The organism is Azospirillum mesophilum (assembly GCF_053470405.2).
In genome coordinates this window covers 1-17,820 of record NZ_JBPXMQ020000032.1, presented here as the reverse complement: position 1 = coordinate 17,820, position 17,820 = coordinate 1, and the positions used below count along the sequence as shown (strand labels likewise).

13 protein-coding genes are annotated in these 17,820 nt (G+C 69.3%); 6 read left to right on the top strand and 7 right to left on the bottom strand.

The genetic code is table 11. The features are described from left to right. Positions 1-76: 76 nt before the first annotated feature. The 3 genes from ACSVC7_RS24315 to ACSVC7_RS24305 all read left to right on the top strand — a co-directional run bounded on the left by ACSVC7_RS24315 (position 77) and on the right by ACSVC7_RS24305 (position 2,771). Entirely contained in the window at positions 77-934 is an 858-nt protein-coding gene (locus ACSVC7_RS24315) for an ABC transporter permease (RefSeq protein ID WP_448207519.1), read from the top strand. After that, complete coding sequence (locus ACSVC7_RS24310; protein WP_448207520.1) at positions 935-1,690, top strand: ABC transporter ATP-binding protein; 756 nt, start codon at positions 935-937, stop codon at positions 1,688-1,690. A gap of 100 nt (positions 1,691-1,790) precedes the next feature. Then, positions 1,791-2,771: a GDP-L-fucose synthase family protein gene (locus ACSVC7_RS24305; RefSeq protein ID WP_448207521.1), complete on the top strand. Its 981-nt coding sequence runs from the start codon at positions 1,791-1,793 to the stop codon at positions 2,769-2,771. 37 nt (positions 2,772-2,808) lie between these two features. Here ACSVC7_RS24305 and ACSVC7_RS24300 read toward each other — a convergent pair whose 3' ends face one another. Continuing rightward, positions 2,809-3,699 (bottom strand): glycosyltransferase family 2 protein, encoded by an 891-nt coding sequence (locus tag ACSVC7_RS24300; RefSeq protein ID WP_448207522.1) that lies wholly within the window; start codon positions 3,697-3,699, stop codon positions 2,809-2,811. A 324-nt stretch (positions 3,700-4,023) separates the two neighbouring features. Here ACSVC7_RS24300 and ACSVC7_RS24295 point away from each other — a divergent pair, with 324 nt between their 5' ends. From ACSVC7_RS24295 to ACSVC7_RS24285, 3 genes are all read left to right on the top strand, one after another. Beyond that, positions 4,024-6,261, top strand: a complete 2,238-nt coding sequence (locus ACSVC7_RS24295) for a peptidase domain-containing ABC transporter (RefSeq protein ID WP_448207523.1) — start codon at positions 4,024-4,026, stop codon at positions 6,259-6,261. Beyond that, complete coding sequence (locus ACSVC7_RS24290; RefSeq protein WP_448207524.1) at positions 6,224-7,582, top strand: HlyD family type I secretion periplasmic adaptor subunit; 1,359 nt, start codon at positions 6,224-6,226, stop codon at positions 7,580-7,582. The genes ACSVC7_RS24295 and ACSVC7_RS24290 overlap by 38 nt, the downstream gene beginning before the upstream one ends. A gap of 115 nt (positions 7,583-7,697) precedes the next feature. Beyond that, a complete protein-coding gene (locus tag ACSVC7_RS24285) occupies positions 7,698-9,407 on the top strand; it encodes an SEL1-like repeat protein (RefSeq protein WP_448207525.1) in 1,710 nt (569 codons plus the stop codon). A gap of 140 nt (positions 9,408-9,547) precedes the next feature. Here the strand turns inward: ACSVC7_RS24285 and ACSVC7_RS24280 are convergent, their stop codons facing one another. The 6 genes from ACSVC7_RS24280 to rfbC all read right to left on the bottom strand — a co-directional run bounded on the left by ACSVC7_RS24280 (position 9,548) and on the right by rfbC (position 17,389). Then, positions 9,548-12,580 carry an HAD family hydrolase gene (locus tag ACSVC7_RS24280; RefSeq protein WP_448207526.1) on the bottom strand — a complete coding sequence of 1,011 codons (3,033 nt, stop codon included), beginning with the start codon at positions 12,578-12,580 and terminating at the stop codon, positions 9,548-9,550. 334 nt (positions 12,581-12,914) lie between these two features. Continuing rightward, a complete protein-coding gene (locus ACSVC7_RS24275) occupies positions 12,915-13,805 on the bottom strand; it encodes a GNAT family N-acetyltransferase (RefSeq protein WP_448207527.1) in 891 nt (296 codons plus the stop codon). A gap of 73 nt (positions 13,806-13,878) precedes the next feature. Further along, entirely contained in the window at positions 13,879-14,745 is an 867-nt protein-coding gene (rfbA, locus tag ACSVC7_RS24270; RefSeq protein ID WP_448207528.1) for a glucose-1-phosphate thymidylyltransferase RfbA, read from the bottom strand. Next, the gene (gene rfbD, locus ACSVC7_RS24265) at positions 14,742-15,713 is read right to left on the bottom strand and encodes a dTDP-4-dehydrorhamnose reductase (protein WP_448207529.1); all 972 of its coding nucleotides are present in this window, start codon (positions 15,711-15,713) and stop codon (positions 14,742-14,744) included. Before rfbD ends, rfbA begins: the two co-directional genes overlap by 4 nt. Then, positions 15,706-16,791, bottom strand: a complete 1,086-nt coding sequence (rfbB, locus tag ACSVC7_RS24260; protein ID WP_448207530.1) for a dTDP-glucose 4,6-dehydratase — start codon at positions 16,789-16,791, stop codon at positions 15,706-15,708. Before rfbB ends, rfbD begins: the two co-directional genes overlap by 8 nt. A gap of 49 nt (positions 16,792-16,840) precedes the next feature. Beyond that, positions 16,841-17,389, bottom strand: a complete 549-nt coding sequence (gene rfbC, locus ACSVC7_RS24255; protein ID WP_448207531.1) for a dTDP-4-dehydrorhamnose 3,5-epimerase — start codon at positions 17,387-17,389, stop codon at positions 16,841-16,843. Positions 17,390-17,820: the final 431 nt, after the last annotated feature.

Here is a 17,820-nt window from a genome sequence, read left to right as displayed (position 1 = left end):
CGTCCCTGGCCCCGCTGTCGCACCGTCACAGCTCTTCCGCGCTGCGCGTCAGGGGTGCGTGCCCCAAAAACATGTGATGACCGTCGAAAACATCCTCAGCCCGCCCCTCCGCCGGGAGAGCGCGCGCGTCTATGATTCCGGCGACCGCAGCGACGTGGCCCAGGCTCTCGACGACCTCGTGGAGGGCGTTCGGCGTTGGCGGCTGTGGAGCCGGCTCGGCTGGCACGACATCCGCAAGCGGTACCGGCGGTCCGTGCTCGGGCCCTTCTGGCTGACGCTCAGCATGGCCGTCATGGTGGCGAGCCTGGGGCTGATCTACGGGACCCTGTTCCGGCTGGATCTGGAAGGCTATCTGCCCTTCCTCGCCGTCGGGCTGGCCACCTGGACCTTCGTCGCCTCCTTCCTGAACGAAGGCTGCATCAGCTTCATCGAACTGGAACCGCTCATCAAGAACGTGCGCATCCCGATGTCGGTGCATGTGCTGCGCGTCCTGTGGCGCAACCTGATCATCTACGCCCACAACATCGTCATCTTCGCCGTGGTGGCGCTGATCTTCGGAGTCCGGCCGGGGGCCGGGGGGCTGCTGGCCCCGTTGGGGCTGCTGCTGATGGTGGCGAACGCCGGCTGGATCATGCTGCTGCTGGGCATGATCTGCACGCGCTTCCGCGACGTGCCGCCGATCATCGGCAGCCTGATCCAGCTTCTGTTCTTCGTGACCCCGGTCATGTGGAAGCCGGAGCTGCTGGGCGACCGGCGCTACCTGATGGTGCTCAACCCCTTCCATCACCTGATCGAGGTCATCCGGGCGCCTCTGCTCGGCCAGGTCCCCGGCTGGGAGAACTGGGCGGCCGGCCTGCTGTTCGCCGTGGCCGGCTGGGCGGTCACCTTCGCCTGCTTCGCCCGCTTCCGCAAACGCATCGCCTACTGGCTCTAGATGGCTTCGATCCACCTCAACGACGTCTCGGTCGATTTCGTCCTCTACCAGGGAAGCGCGCGTTCCCTGAAGAAGACGCTGCTGCGCACCTCCACCAGCGGCCGGCTGAAGCACGACGCGCACCATCGGGTCACCGTCAAGGCCCTGAACGGCCTCTCGCTGCGGCTGGAGCATGGCGACCGGGTCGGCCTGGTCGGGGGCAACGGCGCCGGCAAGACGACGCTGCTGCGCGTGCTGGCCGGCGTGTACGAGCCGACCGCCGGGCGGATCCGCGTCGAAGGGCGGATCACGCCCCTGTTCGATCTCGGGCTCGGGCTCGACGTCGACGCCTCCGGCTACGACAACATCCGGATGCGGGCCGCCTATTTCGGCATCGACGACGACGAGATCGAGCGCAAGATGGAGGACATCGCGGCCTTCACTGAGCTTGGCGACTATCTCGACCTGCCGGTCCGCACCTATTCGGCGGGCATGACGCTGCGGCTGGCCTTCGCCGCGGCGACCGCCGTCGATCCGGAAATCCTGCTGATGGACGAATGGATCGCCGTCAGCGATGCCCAGTTCCTGGAAAAGGCACAGCGGCGCGCTGAAGGTTTTGTGGACCGTTCCAGCATCATGGTGGTTGCCTCCCATGTGGAAACGGTGCTGAAAAGGCTGTGCAACAAGGCCCTCTGGCTCGACCGCGGCACGGTCCGCCTCATCGGACCGGTTGACGAGGTGCTGGAAGCATACCACAACCATACAGCCGGCGCCTAATTCGATAGGATAGCCGGCAGCCGGTTCCGGTCTTGCGGAAGCGGGAGGAAGGCACGCCGGGCTTGCACCCGGATGCCGTGATACGGAGAGCAGAGAGCGGATGACGACGGATACCCCATTCTCCCTGGAAGGCAAGCGCGTCTGGGTCGCCGGCCATCGCGGCATGGCCGGTTCGGCCATCGTCCGCCGGCTTGAGCGGGAGCGGTGCGAAATCCTGACCGTGGGCCGCGAAAGCGTCGATCTGTGCCGGCAGGCCGAGGTGGAAGACTGGATGGCCGAAGCCCGGCCGGACGTCGTGTTCCTCGCCGCCGCCGTCGTCGGCGGCATCCACGCCAACAACAGCCGCCCGGCCGAGTTCATCTACAGCAATCTGGCGATCGAGACGAACGTCATCCACACCGCCTACAAGGTGGGGGTGCGCAAGCTCGTCTTCCTGGGCTCCTCCTGCATCTATCCGCGCATGGCCGAGCAGCCGATCCGCGAGGACGCGCTGCTCACCGGCCCGCTGGAGCCGACCAACGAATGGTACGCGGTCGCCAAGATCGCGGGTATCCGGACCTGCCAGGCCTACCGCCGCCAGTACGGCTGCGACTTCATCTCGGCGATGCCGACCAACCTCTACGGCTACGGCGACAACTTCGACGTCCAGCAGGGGCACGTCGCCGCCGCCCTGATGGTCAAGATCCACCGCGCCAAGACGGAAGGGGCCGACAGCGTCGAGCTGTGGGGCGACGGCACCCCGCTGCGCGAGTTCCTGTTCGTGGAGGACCTCGCCGACGGTCTGGTCTTCCTGGCCAAGAGCTATTCCGGCGAACCGCACGTCAACCTGGGCTCCGGCCAGGAAATTTCGATCCGCGGCCTTGCCGAACTGCTGGCCGGCGTGATCGGCTACCGGGGCAGCTTCCGCTTCGACACCTCCAAGCCGAACGGGACGCCGCGCAAGATCATGGACAACGGCCGGATCGCCGCCATGGGCTGGACCGCCCCGACCTCGCTGCGCGAGGGGTTCGAGCGCACCTACCGCTGGTACGTGGAGAACCTGGAGACCGGCGCCCTGCGCGGCCTGTCCGCCGGGCGCTGAACGAAGCGCCCGCGGAACCGGCGGTCCGCGCCGGGGATCAGCCGGGCGTCAGGACCCGGCCGGCCCGGCGCAGGGTCCGGCGCAGCCGGTCCCGGCCCCGGCGGGCCAGGTCGCGCAGGCTGAGGTCCAGCCAGGCCGGCTGCGGCCCGTCGTCGGTTTCGCTGAGGCGCCGCTTCAGCTCGGCGTTCTCCATGCGGACCGCCAGGAAGCTTTCCTGGAACAGCTCGATGCGCCGGCGCAGCCACGCTTCCGACTGGTAGAGCGGAAGCGCGTTCTGGATGGCGTAGACTTCCGGCTGGCCCTTGGCGAGGTTGCTGGAACTGCCGCCCAGCCCGAAGGACGCCACGGTCACCGGCATGTGGAGCAGCGTCGTCGCCTCGTCCGCGATGGACTTGAGGAACCAGTCGTAGTCGGCGTGGATGCGCCAGCGGGTGTCGAAAGGACCGGTGCGGTCGAACACGGCGCGGCGCGCGAAGGTCCCCTGGTGCGGCAGGCAGCCGCAGACCATCGTCTCCGCCGCCTTGTCCGGGTCCTGCGGGACATGGATGATCGTCTGCCCGTCCGGGAAGCGCACCTCGATGTCGCCGTAGAAGACGTCCCCCTCCGGGTGGCGCTCGATGAAGCGCACCGCCGCCGCGACCGCGCCGTCGTCGTAGAACCAGTCGTCGGCGTTGAGGAAATGGACCACGTCGCCGGTCGCCCGGGCGAGCCCCTTGTTCATCGCGTCGTAGATGCCGCCGTCCGGCTCCGACACCAGCACGGCCAGACGGTCGCGGTGGCGCTCCAGCAGCTCCAGCGTTCCGTCGGTGGACGCCCCGTCGATGACGATGTGCTCGATGTCCCCATGCGTCTGGCGCGCGACGCTGTCCAGGGTGCGGCCGATGACCGCCTGCGCGTTCCGGCAGACCGTGATGACGGAGACCTTCATGCTCTTGCCTCGGGCGGGTGTGTTCCAAATCCGGCGGGCCGGAGGAAACCATTCAGGTTCGATGGATAAACTTGTATCCAATGGAGTGGCTACAGTACAGTCCCGCTGCCGGAAGAAGCCACCGAAAAGCAGGCGTCCGTTGCCCCGCGAAAGCGTCGCCAGCACAGCGAATACCTCCTTCGCTGCTGTGTGAACAAGCAGTCACGGGTGCGAATGTGACCATTCTGATTCGTATGGATTGCATCTTCCGGTCGGCTTGTATCCGATGGATCGGCTACGGTACAGTGCCACAGCCGGAAGACGCTACCGGGACACAGGGGTCAGATGCACAGCGAAACTGCCACCAACTCGCAGGTCGCCTCTCCGGAGGCTGCTCGGACCACCAGCCTCGATGCACTGGCCGTCGTCGCCCGCCACCACGGCCTGCATCTTTCGGTTGAACAGATTCGCCGCGATTACGGGATCGAATCCGGCGAGCCGCCCACCCGGCTGCTCCTGAAGATCGCCGAGGACAAGGGCCTGACGGCCCGCTCGGCGCAGCTCCGCTGGAAGCATCTGGCGCGGCTGGGCAAGGCCCTGCCGCTTCTGCTGCGCCTGCGCGACGGACGGACCATGGTGCTGGTCGCCTTCCGCGAGGATGGCGGCGCGCCGGCGGCGATGCTTCAGGATCCGTTGAGCCCGGATCAGGCCTGCGTCGCCGTGGACGAGCTGCGGCTCGCCTCCGTCTGGGACGGCGAGGCGATCTTCCTCAAGCGGCGCTACCGCCTCAACGACGAGGAGCGGCCGTTCGGCTTCGCCTGGCTGCTCGGGCAGATCCTGCGCGAGAAGCGGATTTTCCGCGACGTCGGCATCTCCGCCCTCGTTCTCAGCGTGTTCGCGCTGGTCCCGGCGCTCGTCTTCATGGTGATCCTGGACCGCGTGCTGGTTCACCAGCGGCTGTCCACGCTGTACGTGCTGCTGGTGGTGATCGGCTTCCTGCTGGTGTTCGACACCGCCTTCGGCTTCCTGCGCCGCTATCTGGTGGCGATCGGCACGGCCAAGGTGGACGCGCGCATCAGCACCTACATCTTCGACCGGATGATCGGGCTGCCCATCGACTTCTTCGAGCGCACGCCGACCGGCGTCATCGCGCACAAGCTGGGCGAGGTCTGGCGCATCCGCAACTTCCTGACCGGGCAGCTGTTCGGCACGCTGCTGGACAGCATGACGCTGGTGGTGCTGATCCCGGCGATGTTCGTGATGAGCGCGCCGCTGACCTTCCTGGTGCTGGGCGTGGCCGCGCTGATGTTCCTGGTCGTGGTCCTCTACATCGGGCCGCTGGCGCGCGCCTACGGCAAGGTCGTCGTGGCGGAGCAGCGCAAGGGCTCCTTCATGATCGAGGTGCTGCACGGCATGCGCACGGTCAAGTCGCTGGCGCTCGAAGGGCGCAAGCGGATGGACTGGGACGTGCGGGTGGCCGAGGCCGTGCGCGCCAACACCGACATGCAGATGCTCGCCAACCAGCCGCAGACCATCCTGCAGCCGCTGGAAAAGGCGATCTACGCCGGCACGCTGGCCGTCGGCGCCTATCTCGCCATCGGCGAAGGGGCCTCCGTCTACAGCGGCACGCTGGTCGCCTTCAGCATGATCGCCAGCCGCGCGACGCAGCCCTTCGTCCAGATCGCCAGCCTGATGCAGCAGTTCCAGGAGGCCCGCGGCGCCGTCGCCCAGGTGGCGTCGGTGGTCAACCAGGCGCAGGAGCAGGGGCTGGGACGCCAGGGCGTGCGCCCGACGATCAAGGGCGAGATCGTCTTCTCCGACGTCCGCTTCCGCTACCCCGGCGCGCAGAACCCGGCGCTCGACGACATCTCCTTCGGGATCGAGGCGGGCAACGTCATCGGCATCATGGGCCGGTCGGGCTCGGGCAAGACCACGGTCACGCGCCTGCTGCAGGGCCTGCACCAGAATTACGACGGCCTGATCAAGATCGACGGCGTCGACCTGCGCGAGATCGACCTCAACCACCTGCGCTCCAACCTGGGCGTGGTGCTTCAGGACAACTTCCTGTTCAACGGCACGATCCGCGAGAACATCATGGCGGCCAACCGCAGCGCCTCCCTGGAGGAGGTGATGCGCGCGGCCCGGCTTGCCGGCGCGGAGGAGTTCATCGAGCGCCTGCCGCGCGGCTACGAGACGGTGATCGAGGAAGGCTCCGCCAACCTGTCGGGCGGCCAGCGTCAGCGCCTCGCCATCGCCCGCGCGCTGCTCGTCGACCCCTCCGTCCTGATCCTGGACGAGGCGACCAGCGCGCTCGACCCCGACAGCGAGGCGATCATCAACAACAACCTGACGCGCATCGCCCAGGGCCGGACGATGATCGTCATCTCCCACCGTCTCGCCTCGCTGGTCAATTGCGACCAGATCATGGTGCTGGAGCGCGGCAAGCTCTACGACATGGGCAAGCACGACGAACTGCTCCAGCGCTGCGACGTCTACCGGCATCTCTGGTTCCAACAGAACCGTCACCTCTCCCCGGGAACCCCCCATGACCGCGCTCCTCTTACGCCGGCCGCAAACACCTGACCGGCACGCCGAGCAGGCAATCAACGATTTCCAGGGCGAAACCGCGGAAATCACCGGGCAGCCAGAGCCGCTCGGCGCCCGCGCGGTCGTTTGGACGCTCGCCGCCATGGTGGTCACGTTCATCGTGCTGGCGTCGGTGATGAAGCTCGACCGGGTGGTGAGTGCGCAGGGCCGCATCGTGTCCCAGGCGCCGACCATCGTCGTGCAGCCGCTGGAAACCTCGATCATCCGCACCCTCAACTTCCGCGCCGGGCAGACCGTGCATCGCGGGGAGGTGCTGGCCACGCTCGACCCGACCTTCTCGTCGGCCGACGTCGCCCAGCTGGAGCGGCAGGTCGGCAAGCTGACGGCCGAAATCGCCCGGCTGAACGCGGAGGCGAAGAACGACGCCTTCACGCCGGCCGGCAACAATCCGGACATGGTGCTCCAGGAGTCCATCTGGCGCTACCGCCAGGCGGAGTACGCGGCCAAGCTCGCCAACTTCGAGCAGCGCATGGCGACCCTGCAGTCGACGATCAAGAGCAACCAGGCGGACGCCGAGCATTACCGCTCGCGCCTGAAGATCGTGGGCGAGATCGAGACGATGCGCCGGACGCTGGAGAAGAACCAGACCGGCAGCCGCCTCAACTCGCTGGTCGCCAGCGACACCCGCGTGGAGACGGAGCGCAACCTCAGCAACAGCGAGAACACGATCCGCACCTCCACCCACGACCTGGAAGCCCTGCGCGCCGAGCGCGAGGTCTACATCCAGCAGTGGCGCAGCACCCTGCTGACCGACCTGTCGACCCGCCAGGTCGATCTGGAGCGCGCCCGCGAGGAGCTGGCGAAGGCGCAGAAGCGCCGCGACCTGGTCGAGCTGCGCGCGATCGAGGACGCCGTGGTGCTGGAGATCGGGAAATACTCCGTCGGATCCGTGGTGGAGCAGGCCCAGCCGATCTACACTCTGATGCCGCTGAACGCGACGCTGGAGGTGGAGGCGGAGATCGCCGGCATCGACCAGGGCTTCGTCAAGGCCGGCGATCATGTGCAGGTCAAGCTCGACGCCTACCGCTACGTCGAGCACGGGATGGCCAAGGGCGTGGTCAAGACGATCAGCGAGGACTCCTTCACCAAGCGCGAAGACCAGACCCAGGTGCCGCGCCCGTTCTTCCGCGCGCGGATCGAACTGACCGAGGTGAAGCTGCGCGACGTGCCAGCCGACTTCCGGCTGGTTCCCGGCATGCCGCTGACGGCCGACATCGTGGTCGGCGAACGGACCATCATGGCCTATCTTGTCGAAGGGGCCTTGAAGAACGGGTCCGAAGGCATGCGCGAACCGTAACGGCGCGCGTCGTCGGACGGGCTGGCCGCCCGAAGGCGAAAACACCGGAGCGCGCGACGACGCTCCGGTGCGCCGGCCGGAGAAGGCCGGCAGATGGAAAAGGGTGTTGAGGCCGATGCGCAATTTCATCAAGGCCGCCGGGCGGCTGTTCGGATCCGCCTCGCCGGAAGACGACCATGCCAAGGGCCTGAAGGCGCACGAGCGCGGGGATCACAAAACCGCGCTGGAGGCGTGGCTGTCGGCGGGCCGGGCGGGACACGCCGGCGCGCAATACCAGCTCGGCCGCCTGTACGACCAGGGCAAGGGTGTGGTGCGCAACGCCGTCGACGCGGTCGGCTGGTACCGGCAGGCCGCCGACCAGGGCCATGGCGAGGCGCAGGCGCGGCTGGCCGAGATCTACTACTACGGCTGCGACCAGCCGAAGGGGATCACCCCGACCGACGAGGCGTTGTCGGTCCTCTTCCCCAACGGCCTGAAGATCGAACAGGACTACAAGGAAGCGCTGCGCTGGGCACAGGCCGCCGCCGAGCAGGGCGTGGTCGGCGCGCAGGCCATGCTCGGCTACATGTACGCGTCCGGCTTCGGCATCACCCCCGATTACACGGAGGCGGAGCGCTGGTACCGCACCGCCGCCGAACAGGGCAACGCGGCGGCCCAGCTCGGGCTCGGCACCCTGCTCGCCGGCGGCTACGGCGGAACGCCCAAGCCCGAAGAGGCGCACGCGTGGTTCCGCAAGGCCGCCGAGCAGAAGAACGTCATGGCCTGGTACTATCTCGGCACCCAGTACGCCTCGGGCCAGGGGGTCGAGCAGGATCATGAGGAGGCGGTCTCCTGGTTCCGCAAGGCCGCCGAAGCCGGCGCCGCCGCCGCCCAGCGTGCGCTCGGCCTGCTGTACACGCGCGGGCTCGGCGTGCCGAACGACCCGCACATGGCGGAAACCTGGCTGCGCAAGGCCGCCGTCCAGGGCGACGCCGAGGCGATGGTGCAGCTCGGCCACCTGAACAGCCGGGGTGCCGGGCTTCAGCCCAACCTGTTCGACGCCGCGACCTGGTACCGGGCGGCGGCCGAACTGAACCACCGCGAAGCCCAGAAGATCATCGCCCAGATGTATTTCGCCGGATCCGGCGTGCCGCGCGATGAGATGGAAGCCGCCAAGTGGCTGGAGCGGGCGGCCGGCCAGGGCGACCCGCAGGCGCAGCTGCGCATCGGCGCCCTCTACGCCGAGGGGCGTGGCGTGACGCGCGATTACGACCGGGCGCTCGACTGGTTCCGGCGCGCCGCCGAGCAGGGCAACAGCGACGCGGTCTACAACATCGGCATGCTGCACAGCCTCGGCCTCGGCGTGCCGCGCGATCCGGTGGGCGCCCTGAGCTGGTACCAGCGCGCCGCCGAGCAGGGCAGCGTCCTGGCCCAGTTCCGCCTGGGCGCCGCGCTCGCGTCCGGCGAGGGCGTGCCGCAGGACTACCCCGCCGCCGCGGTCTGGTCGCGCAAGGCCGCCGAGCAGGGGCATGTCGGGGCCATGGTCAACCTCGGCCGCTTCTGCATGCAGGGGCTGGGTGTCGAGCGCGACATCGAGGAGGCGACCCGCTGGCTGACCGCCGCCGCCGAGCAGAAGGAGCCGTCGGCGATGACGGCGCTCGGCGAACTCCACGCCCATTGGAGCGACCGCAAGGACCTCGCCCGCGCCCGCGCCTGGTTCGAACGGGCGGTAGCCCTGGGGGACGCGCGGGCAAAGGCTCTGCTGGAACGGCTGCCGGCCCCGCAGCCCTCCAACGCGCCGGACCATGAGGCCGCCGACCTGCCCCGCGCGGCCGGCGAAGGCTGAACCGGGGGGGGGGGCTGAACCGGGGGGGCGGAACACGCCCGGCACGCTGCCTTTATGAATTGTTCTTCCGGCGTGAATCGTTCTTCCGACAATCGGGCCGCCCCTTCGGCGGCCCGATTGCTGTTCGCGGCAACCGCCGTTCACCGCACGAGCAGCGTGGTCCCCGTTTCGGCCAGCGATCCGATCTCGTCGTCCACCTGAACCCACACCAGCGCGTAGCTTCCCGACGGCAGCGCCGCCGGTGGGAAGGTGGCCTCGACGCCGGCGAACATGGCCTCGCGGCTGTTCAGGGCCTGCGCCACGTCCCCGCGTTGCGTCCGGGTCGCCGGCGCGAAATAGGAAGCTCCGTCGGCCCGGCGCAGCATCAGGAAGGCGGCGCGGCGGCGCAGCTGCCCGTCCGGCTCCGCGGTCCAGCCCGTGACCGTCAGCGGCTGTGGGCTGCCGCAGGTTATCTCCGCCTCCTTGCGCCCGACGACGGCGGATCCGCCCAGCACCGCGTCGATGGCGCCCAGCCCCGGATACAGGGGCTTGCCGGCGAGGACGGGCGGCGGGAACGCGCTCAGCGCGTCCGGCGGCAGGAAGGGAAGCTGCTTGTCCCCGACCGGCAGCGGCGTGACGGTCAGGCCGGCGTGCAGGTCGACCGCGGCGACCTGCCAGACGCCCAGGGCGCGCAGGTCGATGTGGATCTGCGGGCTGGCCGTGGTGACGAGGCTGTTCCCGTCCAGCAGCCACACGCCGCTGCGCGCGCAGGCCCGAAGGTCCGCTTCGCGGATCTGCAGGCGGACGCTGGGGCAGGATTCGGCGAAATGGACCGTCAGGTCGAGGAAGTCGAGCAGGATGCAGGACGGCGCGCTCGCCGGCTCGAACCGCAGGAAGCGCAGGCCCCCGTCCGTCATCCGCTCCGTCGACAGCCGGATGTAGGTGCGCCCCTCGTGGTTCGCGACGAGGGGCATGCGGCAGGACGCCTCCTCGCTGCAATCCCCGTCGCGGCTCCAATAAAGCGCGCTCACCTGCCCGAGCGGGCGCTCGAACTGCGCGGGATCGGCGATCCCGTCCATCGCCGCGCGGGCCAGGGCGCGCGCCTGGACCGAGGCCTGCGCCGCCAGCCCATAGCTCCAGTAGGCCTGGGCGCTGTGGATGTCCAGGATCTGGCGGATGCTCATGTGGCGCGCGTGGCGGCGCGTCCGGTCCGGCAGGATGGTGTCCGTCTGGCTGTCCACCAGATTGTCGTCGTGGCGCCAGGAGGCGAACATCGCCGCTTCCGCCTCGGACGGCTGGGTCAGCGCGCGGAGCAGGTGGCGGCGGACAAGGTCGGCGACCCAGGGAGCCGTCGGGTCCCCGATGCGCCCCCCGGAGGCGCGCCACAGCGCCTGGAAGGTCAGGATGCCGTCCTGCACCTGGCGGATCTGGCCGCGCTGGGTGTGCGGGATGAGGTCGGGAGCGACCAGCGGCCGCCCGTCCTGCGACAGGGTGATGGTCGATCCGCTCTCGCAGCTCAGGCACTGCTCCAGGATCTCGACGGCGCGCATCAGCTGCCGGGTGGCCTGGGCGGGCTGGCCGAAATCGAACAGGAAGCCTTCCATGCGCTGGGCCAGCAGGTCGATGCCGCTGGCCGGGCTGGAGGTGCCGACGTAGAAGCCGGCGATCTCGACCGCGACATTCTCCGCGGCCAGGATGGTGCCCAGCATGCGCTGGATCTGGCCGTGCCAGCCGACGTCCACCAGGGCCAGGCGCAACGGCCGGCGCGACGGCTCGCCCCGCGTGCCGTGCCGGCCGGCCTCGCCGAGCTGGCGGAACAGATGCGCCACGACCGCCTGGCGCAGCTCCATGGCCCGCGTCAGGATGGCTTGGGCGAGCGCGGGGGTGGCGGCGATCCGCGCCATGACCGTGCCCAGCGCGTCGCGGTCCAGCGTGTCCGTGGCCGTCAGGCCGAGGTCGGCCGGCAGCTCGTCGATGGCGATCCCCAGGTCGTCGCACACCTGCCGCAGCGTCGGGCTGTGCAGCTGCGCGCACAGGCCGCGCAGCGTTTCGGCGTCGAGCCGCACCAGACTGGCGTAGCGCAGGACCCGCCGCGACAGCCACACGTCGACCAGCGGGATGCCGGCCGCCTCCAGGGGCGCGCGGGCCAACCGGCCGAGGAACGGCCCCTCGCGCATGACGCAGAGCAGCGCGTCGGCCTCGAAGTCGCGCACCCGCGCTCCCAGCCATTCGCCGAACATGGCCATGGCCGGGCCGAGCATGGTCGCGCCGAACTGCCAGAAGCCGGACAGCGGCATGTCGACCGCGAGTGCTGCGCATTTGGCGCGCACCGACTGCACGCCGAGGTCGCCTTGCTCCAGGTCGAAGGCCTCGCCCGGATCCGCCTGGACGCAGCGGTGCTCCAGGTCGAAGGTCCGCCACAGCTCCGACGTGCCGTGGCAGACGTGCATCCCCAGAAGCCCGGCCTTCTGGGCCGCGGTCACGTCGGCCTCGTAATTGTCGCCGATGTGCAGGATCGCCTCCGGCTTCAGGCCGAGGCGGGCCGGCAGGACGCCGAACAGGCCGTCGACCTTGCTTTGCCGGTAGACGTTGGAGCAGACGAGCAGGTCGGGCGCCAGCCCGAGCGTCTCCAGCAGCGTGTCGTGGAGCCAGTCCGCCGGGACATAGGTGTCGGAGGTCACCACCAGGGTCTTGCCAAGGGCGCGCACCCGCCGCGCCAGATCGGCCATCAGCGGAAAGGGGCGCAGCGCCTCCCGCTCCACCGCCAGCTCCAGGGCGACCGCCTCGTCCCGCCGGTCGGGGGGCAGCAACTTCTCCGGGAAGGCGGCGTAGATGTCGGCGAGCGTCACCTCGCGCGCGTCGGTCCGCAACGCCTGGAGCGCGCGCGCCTCGGCCTCGGCCGCGATCCGGATGGCCTTGAAGCGCATCAGCGTGTGCCAGGGCGGCAGAAGCCCCGCCGCCCGCAGCCGGGCGCCGACCCGTGGGAACAGGTCGATGGGCCGCGGCACGTCGCGGAACAGAAGGGTGTCGAAGCAGTCGAAGCTGACCGCCCACACCTGCGGCGCCTCGACCGCTGCAACCAGACGGCGCCACAGCGGGAAGTCGGCGTAGGGGCTGTTCACCGGCGCGGCGAAGGCGTCGGACCGGCCGCCGGTCGGCGCTCCGGCCGGCAGCGGCGAGGAAAGCGGCGTCATCGGATGGCCTCGCTCCGGCTTGCGTGCACGGGAAAACAGGCTGTGAAGCGGGAAACACGCCGATGCTGCATGCACGCTACCGTTGAAAATCCGAAAGGGAGCGCCCGGCTGAAAATGATGCCATCCATGCGCCGGCCGGACCCTGATGAAATCGAATAAAGCGAGGGGATCGCTACGCGTTCTATAACTTTATGGGGCTCTTATCTCCAGTACGAATATCAGGACGGGCGTTAATGCCACAGCCTGTCCTGAAAGGTTTCGGAAAAGCCGTCGGCTGTCCGGAAGTGCGGCGGGGTTTCGTTATGGATAGCGCCGCGTTCAACTTGACGGTTTTTCAGACCACCAGCACGAAATCGCCGGGGCGCGGGCGCCAGGAAGGGGAGGGCGTCAGGGAGACTGCCATGCGGCGGTGGATCTCCCCCGTGCCGGGCAACCCGACCGGTCCAAGATCGGTGTAGCCCAGCTTGCGGTAGAGGCGCAGCGCCCGGCCGTTGTGGGGCAGGACCGCCAGTTCCATCCGCGTGCAGCGCCCGGCGGCCCAGCGGTGCGCCGCCAGGATGAGATGCCGGCCGAGCCCGAAGCCACGGACGTCCGGGTGCAGTTCGATCCCGAAGGCGAGCGCGCCGGTGCCCGGTTCGGCGGGCCATTCCGGACCGATGCGGCACTGGCCGACGACGCGGCCCGCCCGCTCGGCGACCAGCCAGCAGCGGTCGGCGTCCCGTCGGTCGGAACCGGCGAGCCAGTCGCGCAGCGCCGCCGCGTCGGGGACGGCGGTGGCACTGGGGGATCCGCCGTTCAGCCGGACGGCCTCGGCGAGAAACGCGCCCAACCGCTCCACATCCGCGCCCGACGGGAGGATGGGGCGTACGACGACGGGGCCGAGTGTCTCGATGGCCATGCGCGGGGCGCCGGGAAGCCGTGCGCCGGGCCAGGCGTGGGGCCAAGCGTCGGGAAATTCGGGCAGCCGCACGTCCACCGCATGCTCGCGGCCGGCCAGGGCGTCGGGGACCGGCACGGCGAAGCCGTGGCAACCGTCCCCCTTGCCGGCCGCTTCCAGGTCGCCGCGGTGCCGGTCGGCCACCGTCTCGACCCGCCATTCCCGGCCGGTCGTGGAATCGCCGAACAGGACCTCCACGCGCAGCCGCCGCCCCGGGTCGCACGGCAGCCAAGCCCAGCCGGTCACCGCGCGGCCGACGCCGTCCAGGAAGCCCTCAGGAACCGTCATGGGGGAACCGTCATGGGAGAACCGCCAGGGACCCAGCCGCGCGGCGCCACCGGATGCGAACTCCCGTCCGGGGTCAGTCGGCGAGGAGGTTGAGCAGGTACTTGCCGTAGCCGCTCTTGGCCAGCGGCTGGGCGATGCGGGTCAGCTGCTCGCCGTCGATGAAGCCCTTGCGCCAGGCGATCTCCTCCGGCGAGCAGACCTTCAGGCCCTGGCGGGCCTCGATCGTCTGCACGAACTCCGCCGCCTGGAGCAGCGATTCATGCGTGCCGGTGTCGAACCACGCGTAGCCGCGGCCGAGCTTTTCCACGGCGAGCCGGCGCCGCTGGAGATAGGCGTTGTTGACGTCGGTGATCTCAAGCTCGCCGCGCGGCGACGGCTTGATCGTCGCGGCGATGTCGAGCACGTCGTTGTCGTAGAAGTAGAGCCCGGTCACGGCGTAGTTGGACTTCGGCGCCACCGGCTTCTCCTCGATGGCAACGGGGCAGCCCTCGGCGTCGAAGCTCACCACGCCGTAGCGCTCCGGGTCGCGCACGTGGTAGCCGAACACCGTCGCCCCCTCCTTGCGGCCGGCGGCGCGCAGCAGGGCCGGCTCCAGGTCGTGGCCGAAGAAGATGTTGTCGCCCAGGATCAGGCAGACGTTGTCCCGGCCGATGAAGGACCGGCCGATGAGGAAGGCCTGGGCCAGCCCCTCCGGCTTCGGCTGCTCGGCGTAGGAGAGCGAAATGCCCCACTGGCTGCCGTCGCCCAGCAGGCGGCGGAACTGCGGCTGGTCCTCCGGCGTGGAGATGATCAGCACGTCGCGGATGCCGGCCAGCATCAGCGTCGACAGCGGATAATAGATCATCGGCTTGTCGAACACCGGCAGGAGCTGCTTGCTCGTGACCTGCGTCAGCGGGTAGAGCCGCGTGCCGGACCCGCCGGCCAGGATGATGCCTTTCATGCGCCCGCTCCCACGCTTTGGGGTACGTCGAGGATCTCGTCCAGCATCCGGTCGAGACCGGTCATCCAGTCCGCCGGCGCGATGCCGTAGGCCTGTCCGATGCGCGTCGTGTCGAGGACGGAATTGGCCGGCCGCCGGGCCGGGGTGGGGAAGTCGGCCGTCGTGATGGCCTGCACGATGGGGCGGCGGCCGATGCGGCCGGCGGCGCGCTCCACGATGCGCTCCGCAAAGCCGTGCCACGTCGTGGCCGGCGCGCCGGCGTAGTGGAAGACGCCGGGCGTCCAGCGGTTGCCATCGGTTTGGCCGCTATCGGTTTGGCCGCTATCGGTTTGGCTTGGGACCAGCCGGGCGCGCGCGATGGTGGCGATGGCCGCGGCGATGTCGGCGGCCGGCGTCGGGCAGCCGCGCTGGTCGGCGACGACGCGCAACGTGTCCCGCTCGCGGGCGAGCCGCAGCATGGTCTTCACGAAATTGTGCCCGTGCGCCCCGAACACCCAGGCGGTGCGCAGGATCACGTGGTCGGGCAGGAGTTCCCGCACCGCCTCCTCGCCGGCCAGCTTGCTCTCGGCGTAGACGCCCTGCGGGGCCACGGGGTCGTCCTCCCGCCAGGGCTCGGCCTTGCTGGAACCGTCGAAGACATAGTCGGTGGAGATGTGGACGAGCGGCAGGCCGGCGGCGGCGCAGGCCCGTGCCAGATTGGCCGGTCCGCTCCAGTTCACCGCGAAGGCCTGCTGCGGTTCGCTTTCCGCCTTGTCCACGGCGGTGTAGGCCGACGCGTTGACGACCAGCGCCGGGCGGTGGGCGTCGAAAGCCTTGGCGACCGCTTTCGGATCCGTCACGTCGCCTTCCGCGCGGGTGAGCCCGACCGGCCTCAGCCCCGGCGCCCAGGCGGCGCGCATCAGCTCGAAGCCGACCTGCCCGCCGGCGCCGAAGACGAGGACCGTCCGGGTGGAAGCTGCGTCAGCCATTGGCTTTTTCGACTTCGGGAGTGGCAACCGGGCTGACGCCGAGACGCTGGCCGCCGTAGCCGGCCGCCAGGCGTTCCCACCAGGCGCGGTTTTCCAGGTACCAGGCGACGGTGCGGCGGATGCCGGTCTCGAAGGTCTCGCTCGGGCGCCAGCCCAACTCGGTCTGGAGCTTGGTGGCGTCGATGGCGTAGCGGTGGTCGTGGCCCGGCCGGTCGGTGACGTGGGTGATCAGACCGCGCCGCGGCCCGCCGGGCAGCGGCCCGGCCATCTCGTCCACCAGATCGCAGATGGCGTGCACGACGTCGATGTTCCGGCGCTCGCTGTCGCCGCCGACGTTGTAGCTCTCGCCCAGGCGCCCGGTGGTCAGAATGGTCCAGAGCGCCGAGGCGTGGTCGTCCACATAGAGCCAGTCGCGCACGTTCAGCCCGCTGCCGTAGACCGGCAGGGGTTGGCCCTGCAGCGCCTTCAGCGTCATCAGCGGGATCAGCTTCTCCGGAAACTGCCAGCAGCCGTAGTTGTTCGAGCAGTTGCTGGCGACTGTCGGCAAGCCGTAGGTGTGGTGCCAGGCGCGCACGAAATGGTCGGACGCCGCCTTGCTGGCCGAATAGGGGGAGTTCGGCGCGTAGGGCGTCGTCTCGCTGAAGCGGCCGTCGTCGTCCAGCGTGCCGAACACCTCGTCGGTGGAGACGTGGTGGAAGCGGAACGTCTCCTTCGCCGCGCCTTCCAGGCCGCGCCAGTAATCCAACGCGACGCGCAGCAGCATGACGGTGCCGACCACGTTGGTCTGCACGAAGGCCATGGGGCCGTCGATGGACCGGTCGACGTGCGTTTCCGCCGCCAGATGGATGACCGCGGTCGGGCGGTGGTCGGCGAAGACCCGGCGCAGCGCCGCCTCGTCGCACACGTCCACCCGCTCGAAGGCGTAGCGCGGCTCGTCCGCGAAGGGGGCGAGGCTCTCCAGATCGGCGGCGTAGGTGAGCTTGTCCAGGTTGACGACCGACGCCGTCGTGTTCGCCAGGACCCAGCGGATGAAGGCCGAACCGATGAAGCCGGCCCCTCCCGTCACCAGTATGCGCATGCGATGCCCCCCTTACGGCGCCCCGAGGCGCGCCTTCGCTTTCAGACCGTCAGAACAGGTCGCTCGCCTCGGCCAGCGTCGGGGCGACCGTATCCTTGTCCGACACCACCGACCCCGCCACGACCGGCCAGTCGATGCCGAGCGCGGGGTCGTTCCACCGGATCGCCCTTTCGCATTCGCGCGAGTAGAAGGCATCGACCTTGTAGGCCACCACCGTGTCCGGTTCCAGCGTGCAGAAGCCATGGGCGAAGCCGGCCGGCACGAAGAGCTGTTCCAGCCCGTCCGCGCTCAACTCGACCGCGATGTGCCGCCCGAAGGTGGGAGAGCCCCGGCGGATGTCCACGGCCACATCGAGGATGCGGCCGCTCAGCACGCGGATCAGCTTGGTCTGGGCGTGCGGAGCCAGTTGGTAATGCAGCCCGCGGATGGTTCCCGGAATGGCCGAGAGGGACTGGTTGTCCTGGACCCAGCGGCGCTCCAGCCCGTGCTCGGCGAAGCTGCTTTCGTTCCAGGTTTCGACGAAATAGCCCCGGGCGTCACCAAACCGCTTGGGCACGATCAGCCGGACATCGGCAAGTGGTGTTGAAGTGACCTGCATGGGGGCACGGAATCCCTGTGGGAAGAGGCCTCTTAGGATGGGAGAGGCGACTTTTCAAGCCCTTTGTGCGGGCGCGCGCCGCCGCATCCTTGCCGGGTCTGATACGGTTGGAAAATGATCGCTTCCATCATTTTCCAACCATGAAACCCGGCAGATCAATGCGTTAGCATTGATCGAAAGGGTCATGCCGGCGGCGCCTTCAGGTGCCGAGGGTATGATCGCGTGCGGCGAAGACGCGAACGCACCCGGGACGTGGCCGTCGCCTCGTCCCGGGTGCGTTCCGATCGTGGGTTCCCCGGCGTGAAGGCCGGCCAGCGTCAGCTGGCGACCTTCCCGTCGAGCAGCAGGGAGGTCATCATCTCCGTGCTGGTCGCGGCGGAGGCGAGGGCCTGCTCGTAGTTGTTGCGGTCGACGACCTCGACCTCGGGCAG

Bases quoted from the DNA above. Each gene is read 5' to 3' on its own strand.
- ACSVC7_RS24315 (WP_448207519.1), top strand. From the start codon at position 77: ATGACCGTCGAAAACATCCTCAGCCCGCCCCTCCGCCGGGAGAGCGCG.
- ACSVC7_RS24310 (WP_448207520.1), top strand. From the start codon at position 935: ATGGCTTCGATCCACCTCAACGACGTCTCGGTCGATTTCGTCCTCTAC.
- ACSVC7_RS24305 (WP_448207521.1), top strand. From the start codon at position 1,791: ATGACGACGGATACCCCATTCTCCCTGGAAGGCAAGCGCGTCTGGGTC.
- ACSVC7_RS24300 (WP_448207522.1), bottom strand. From the start codon at position 3,699: ATGAAGGTCTCCGTCATCACGGTCTGCCGGAACGCGCAGGCGGTCATC.
- ACSVC7_RS24295 (WP_448207523.1), top strand. From the start codon at position 4,024: ATGCACAGCGAAACTGCCACCAACTCGCAGGTCGCCTCTCCGGAGGCT.
- ACSVC7_RS24290 (WP_448207524.1), top strand. From the start codon at position 6,224: ATGACCGCGCTCCTCTTACGCCGGCCGCAAACACCTGACCGGCACGCC.
- ACSVC7_RS24285 (WP_448207525.1), top strand. From the start codon at position 7,698: ATGCGCAATTTCATCAAGGCCGCCGGGCGGCTGTTCGGATCCGCCTCG.
- ACSVC7_RS24280 (WP_448207526.1), bottom strand. From the start codon at position 12,580: ATGACGCCGCTTTCCTCGCCGCTGCCGGCCGGAGCGCCGACCGGCGGC.
- ACSVC7_RS24275 (WP_448207527.1), bottom strand. From the start codon at position 13,805: ATGACGGTTCCTGAGGGCTTCCTGGACGGCGTCGGCCGCGCGGTGACC.
- rfbA (WP_448207528.1), bottom strand. From the start codon at position 14,745: ATGAAAGGCATCATCCTGGCCGGCGGGTCCGGCACGCGGCTCTACCCG.
- rfbD (WP_448207529.1), bottom strand. From the start codon at position 15,713: ATGGCTGACGCAGCTTCCACCCGGACGGTCCTCGTCTTCGGCGCCGGC.
- rfbB (WP_448207530.1), bottom strand. From the start codon at position 16,791: ATGCGCATACTGGTGACGGGAGGGGCCGGCTTCATCGGTTCGGCCTTC.
- rfbC (WP_448207531.1), bottom strand. From the start codon at position 17,389: ATGCAGGTCACTTCAACACCACTTGCCGATGTCCGGCTGATCGTGCCC.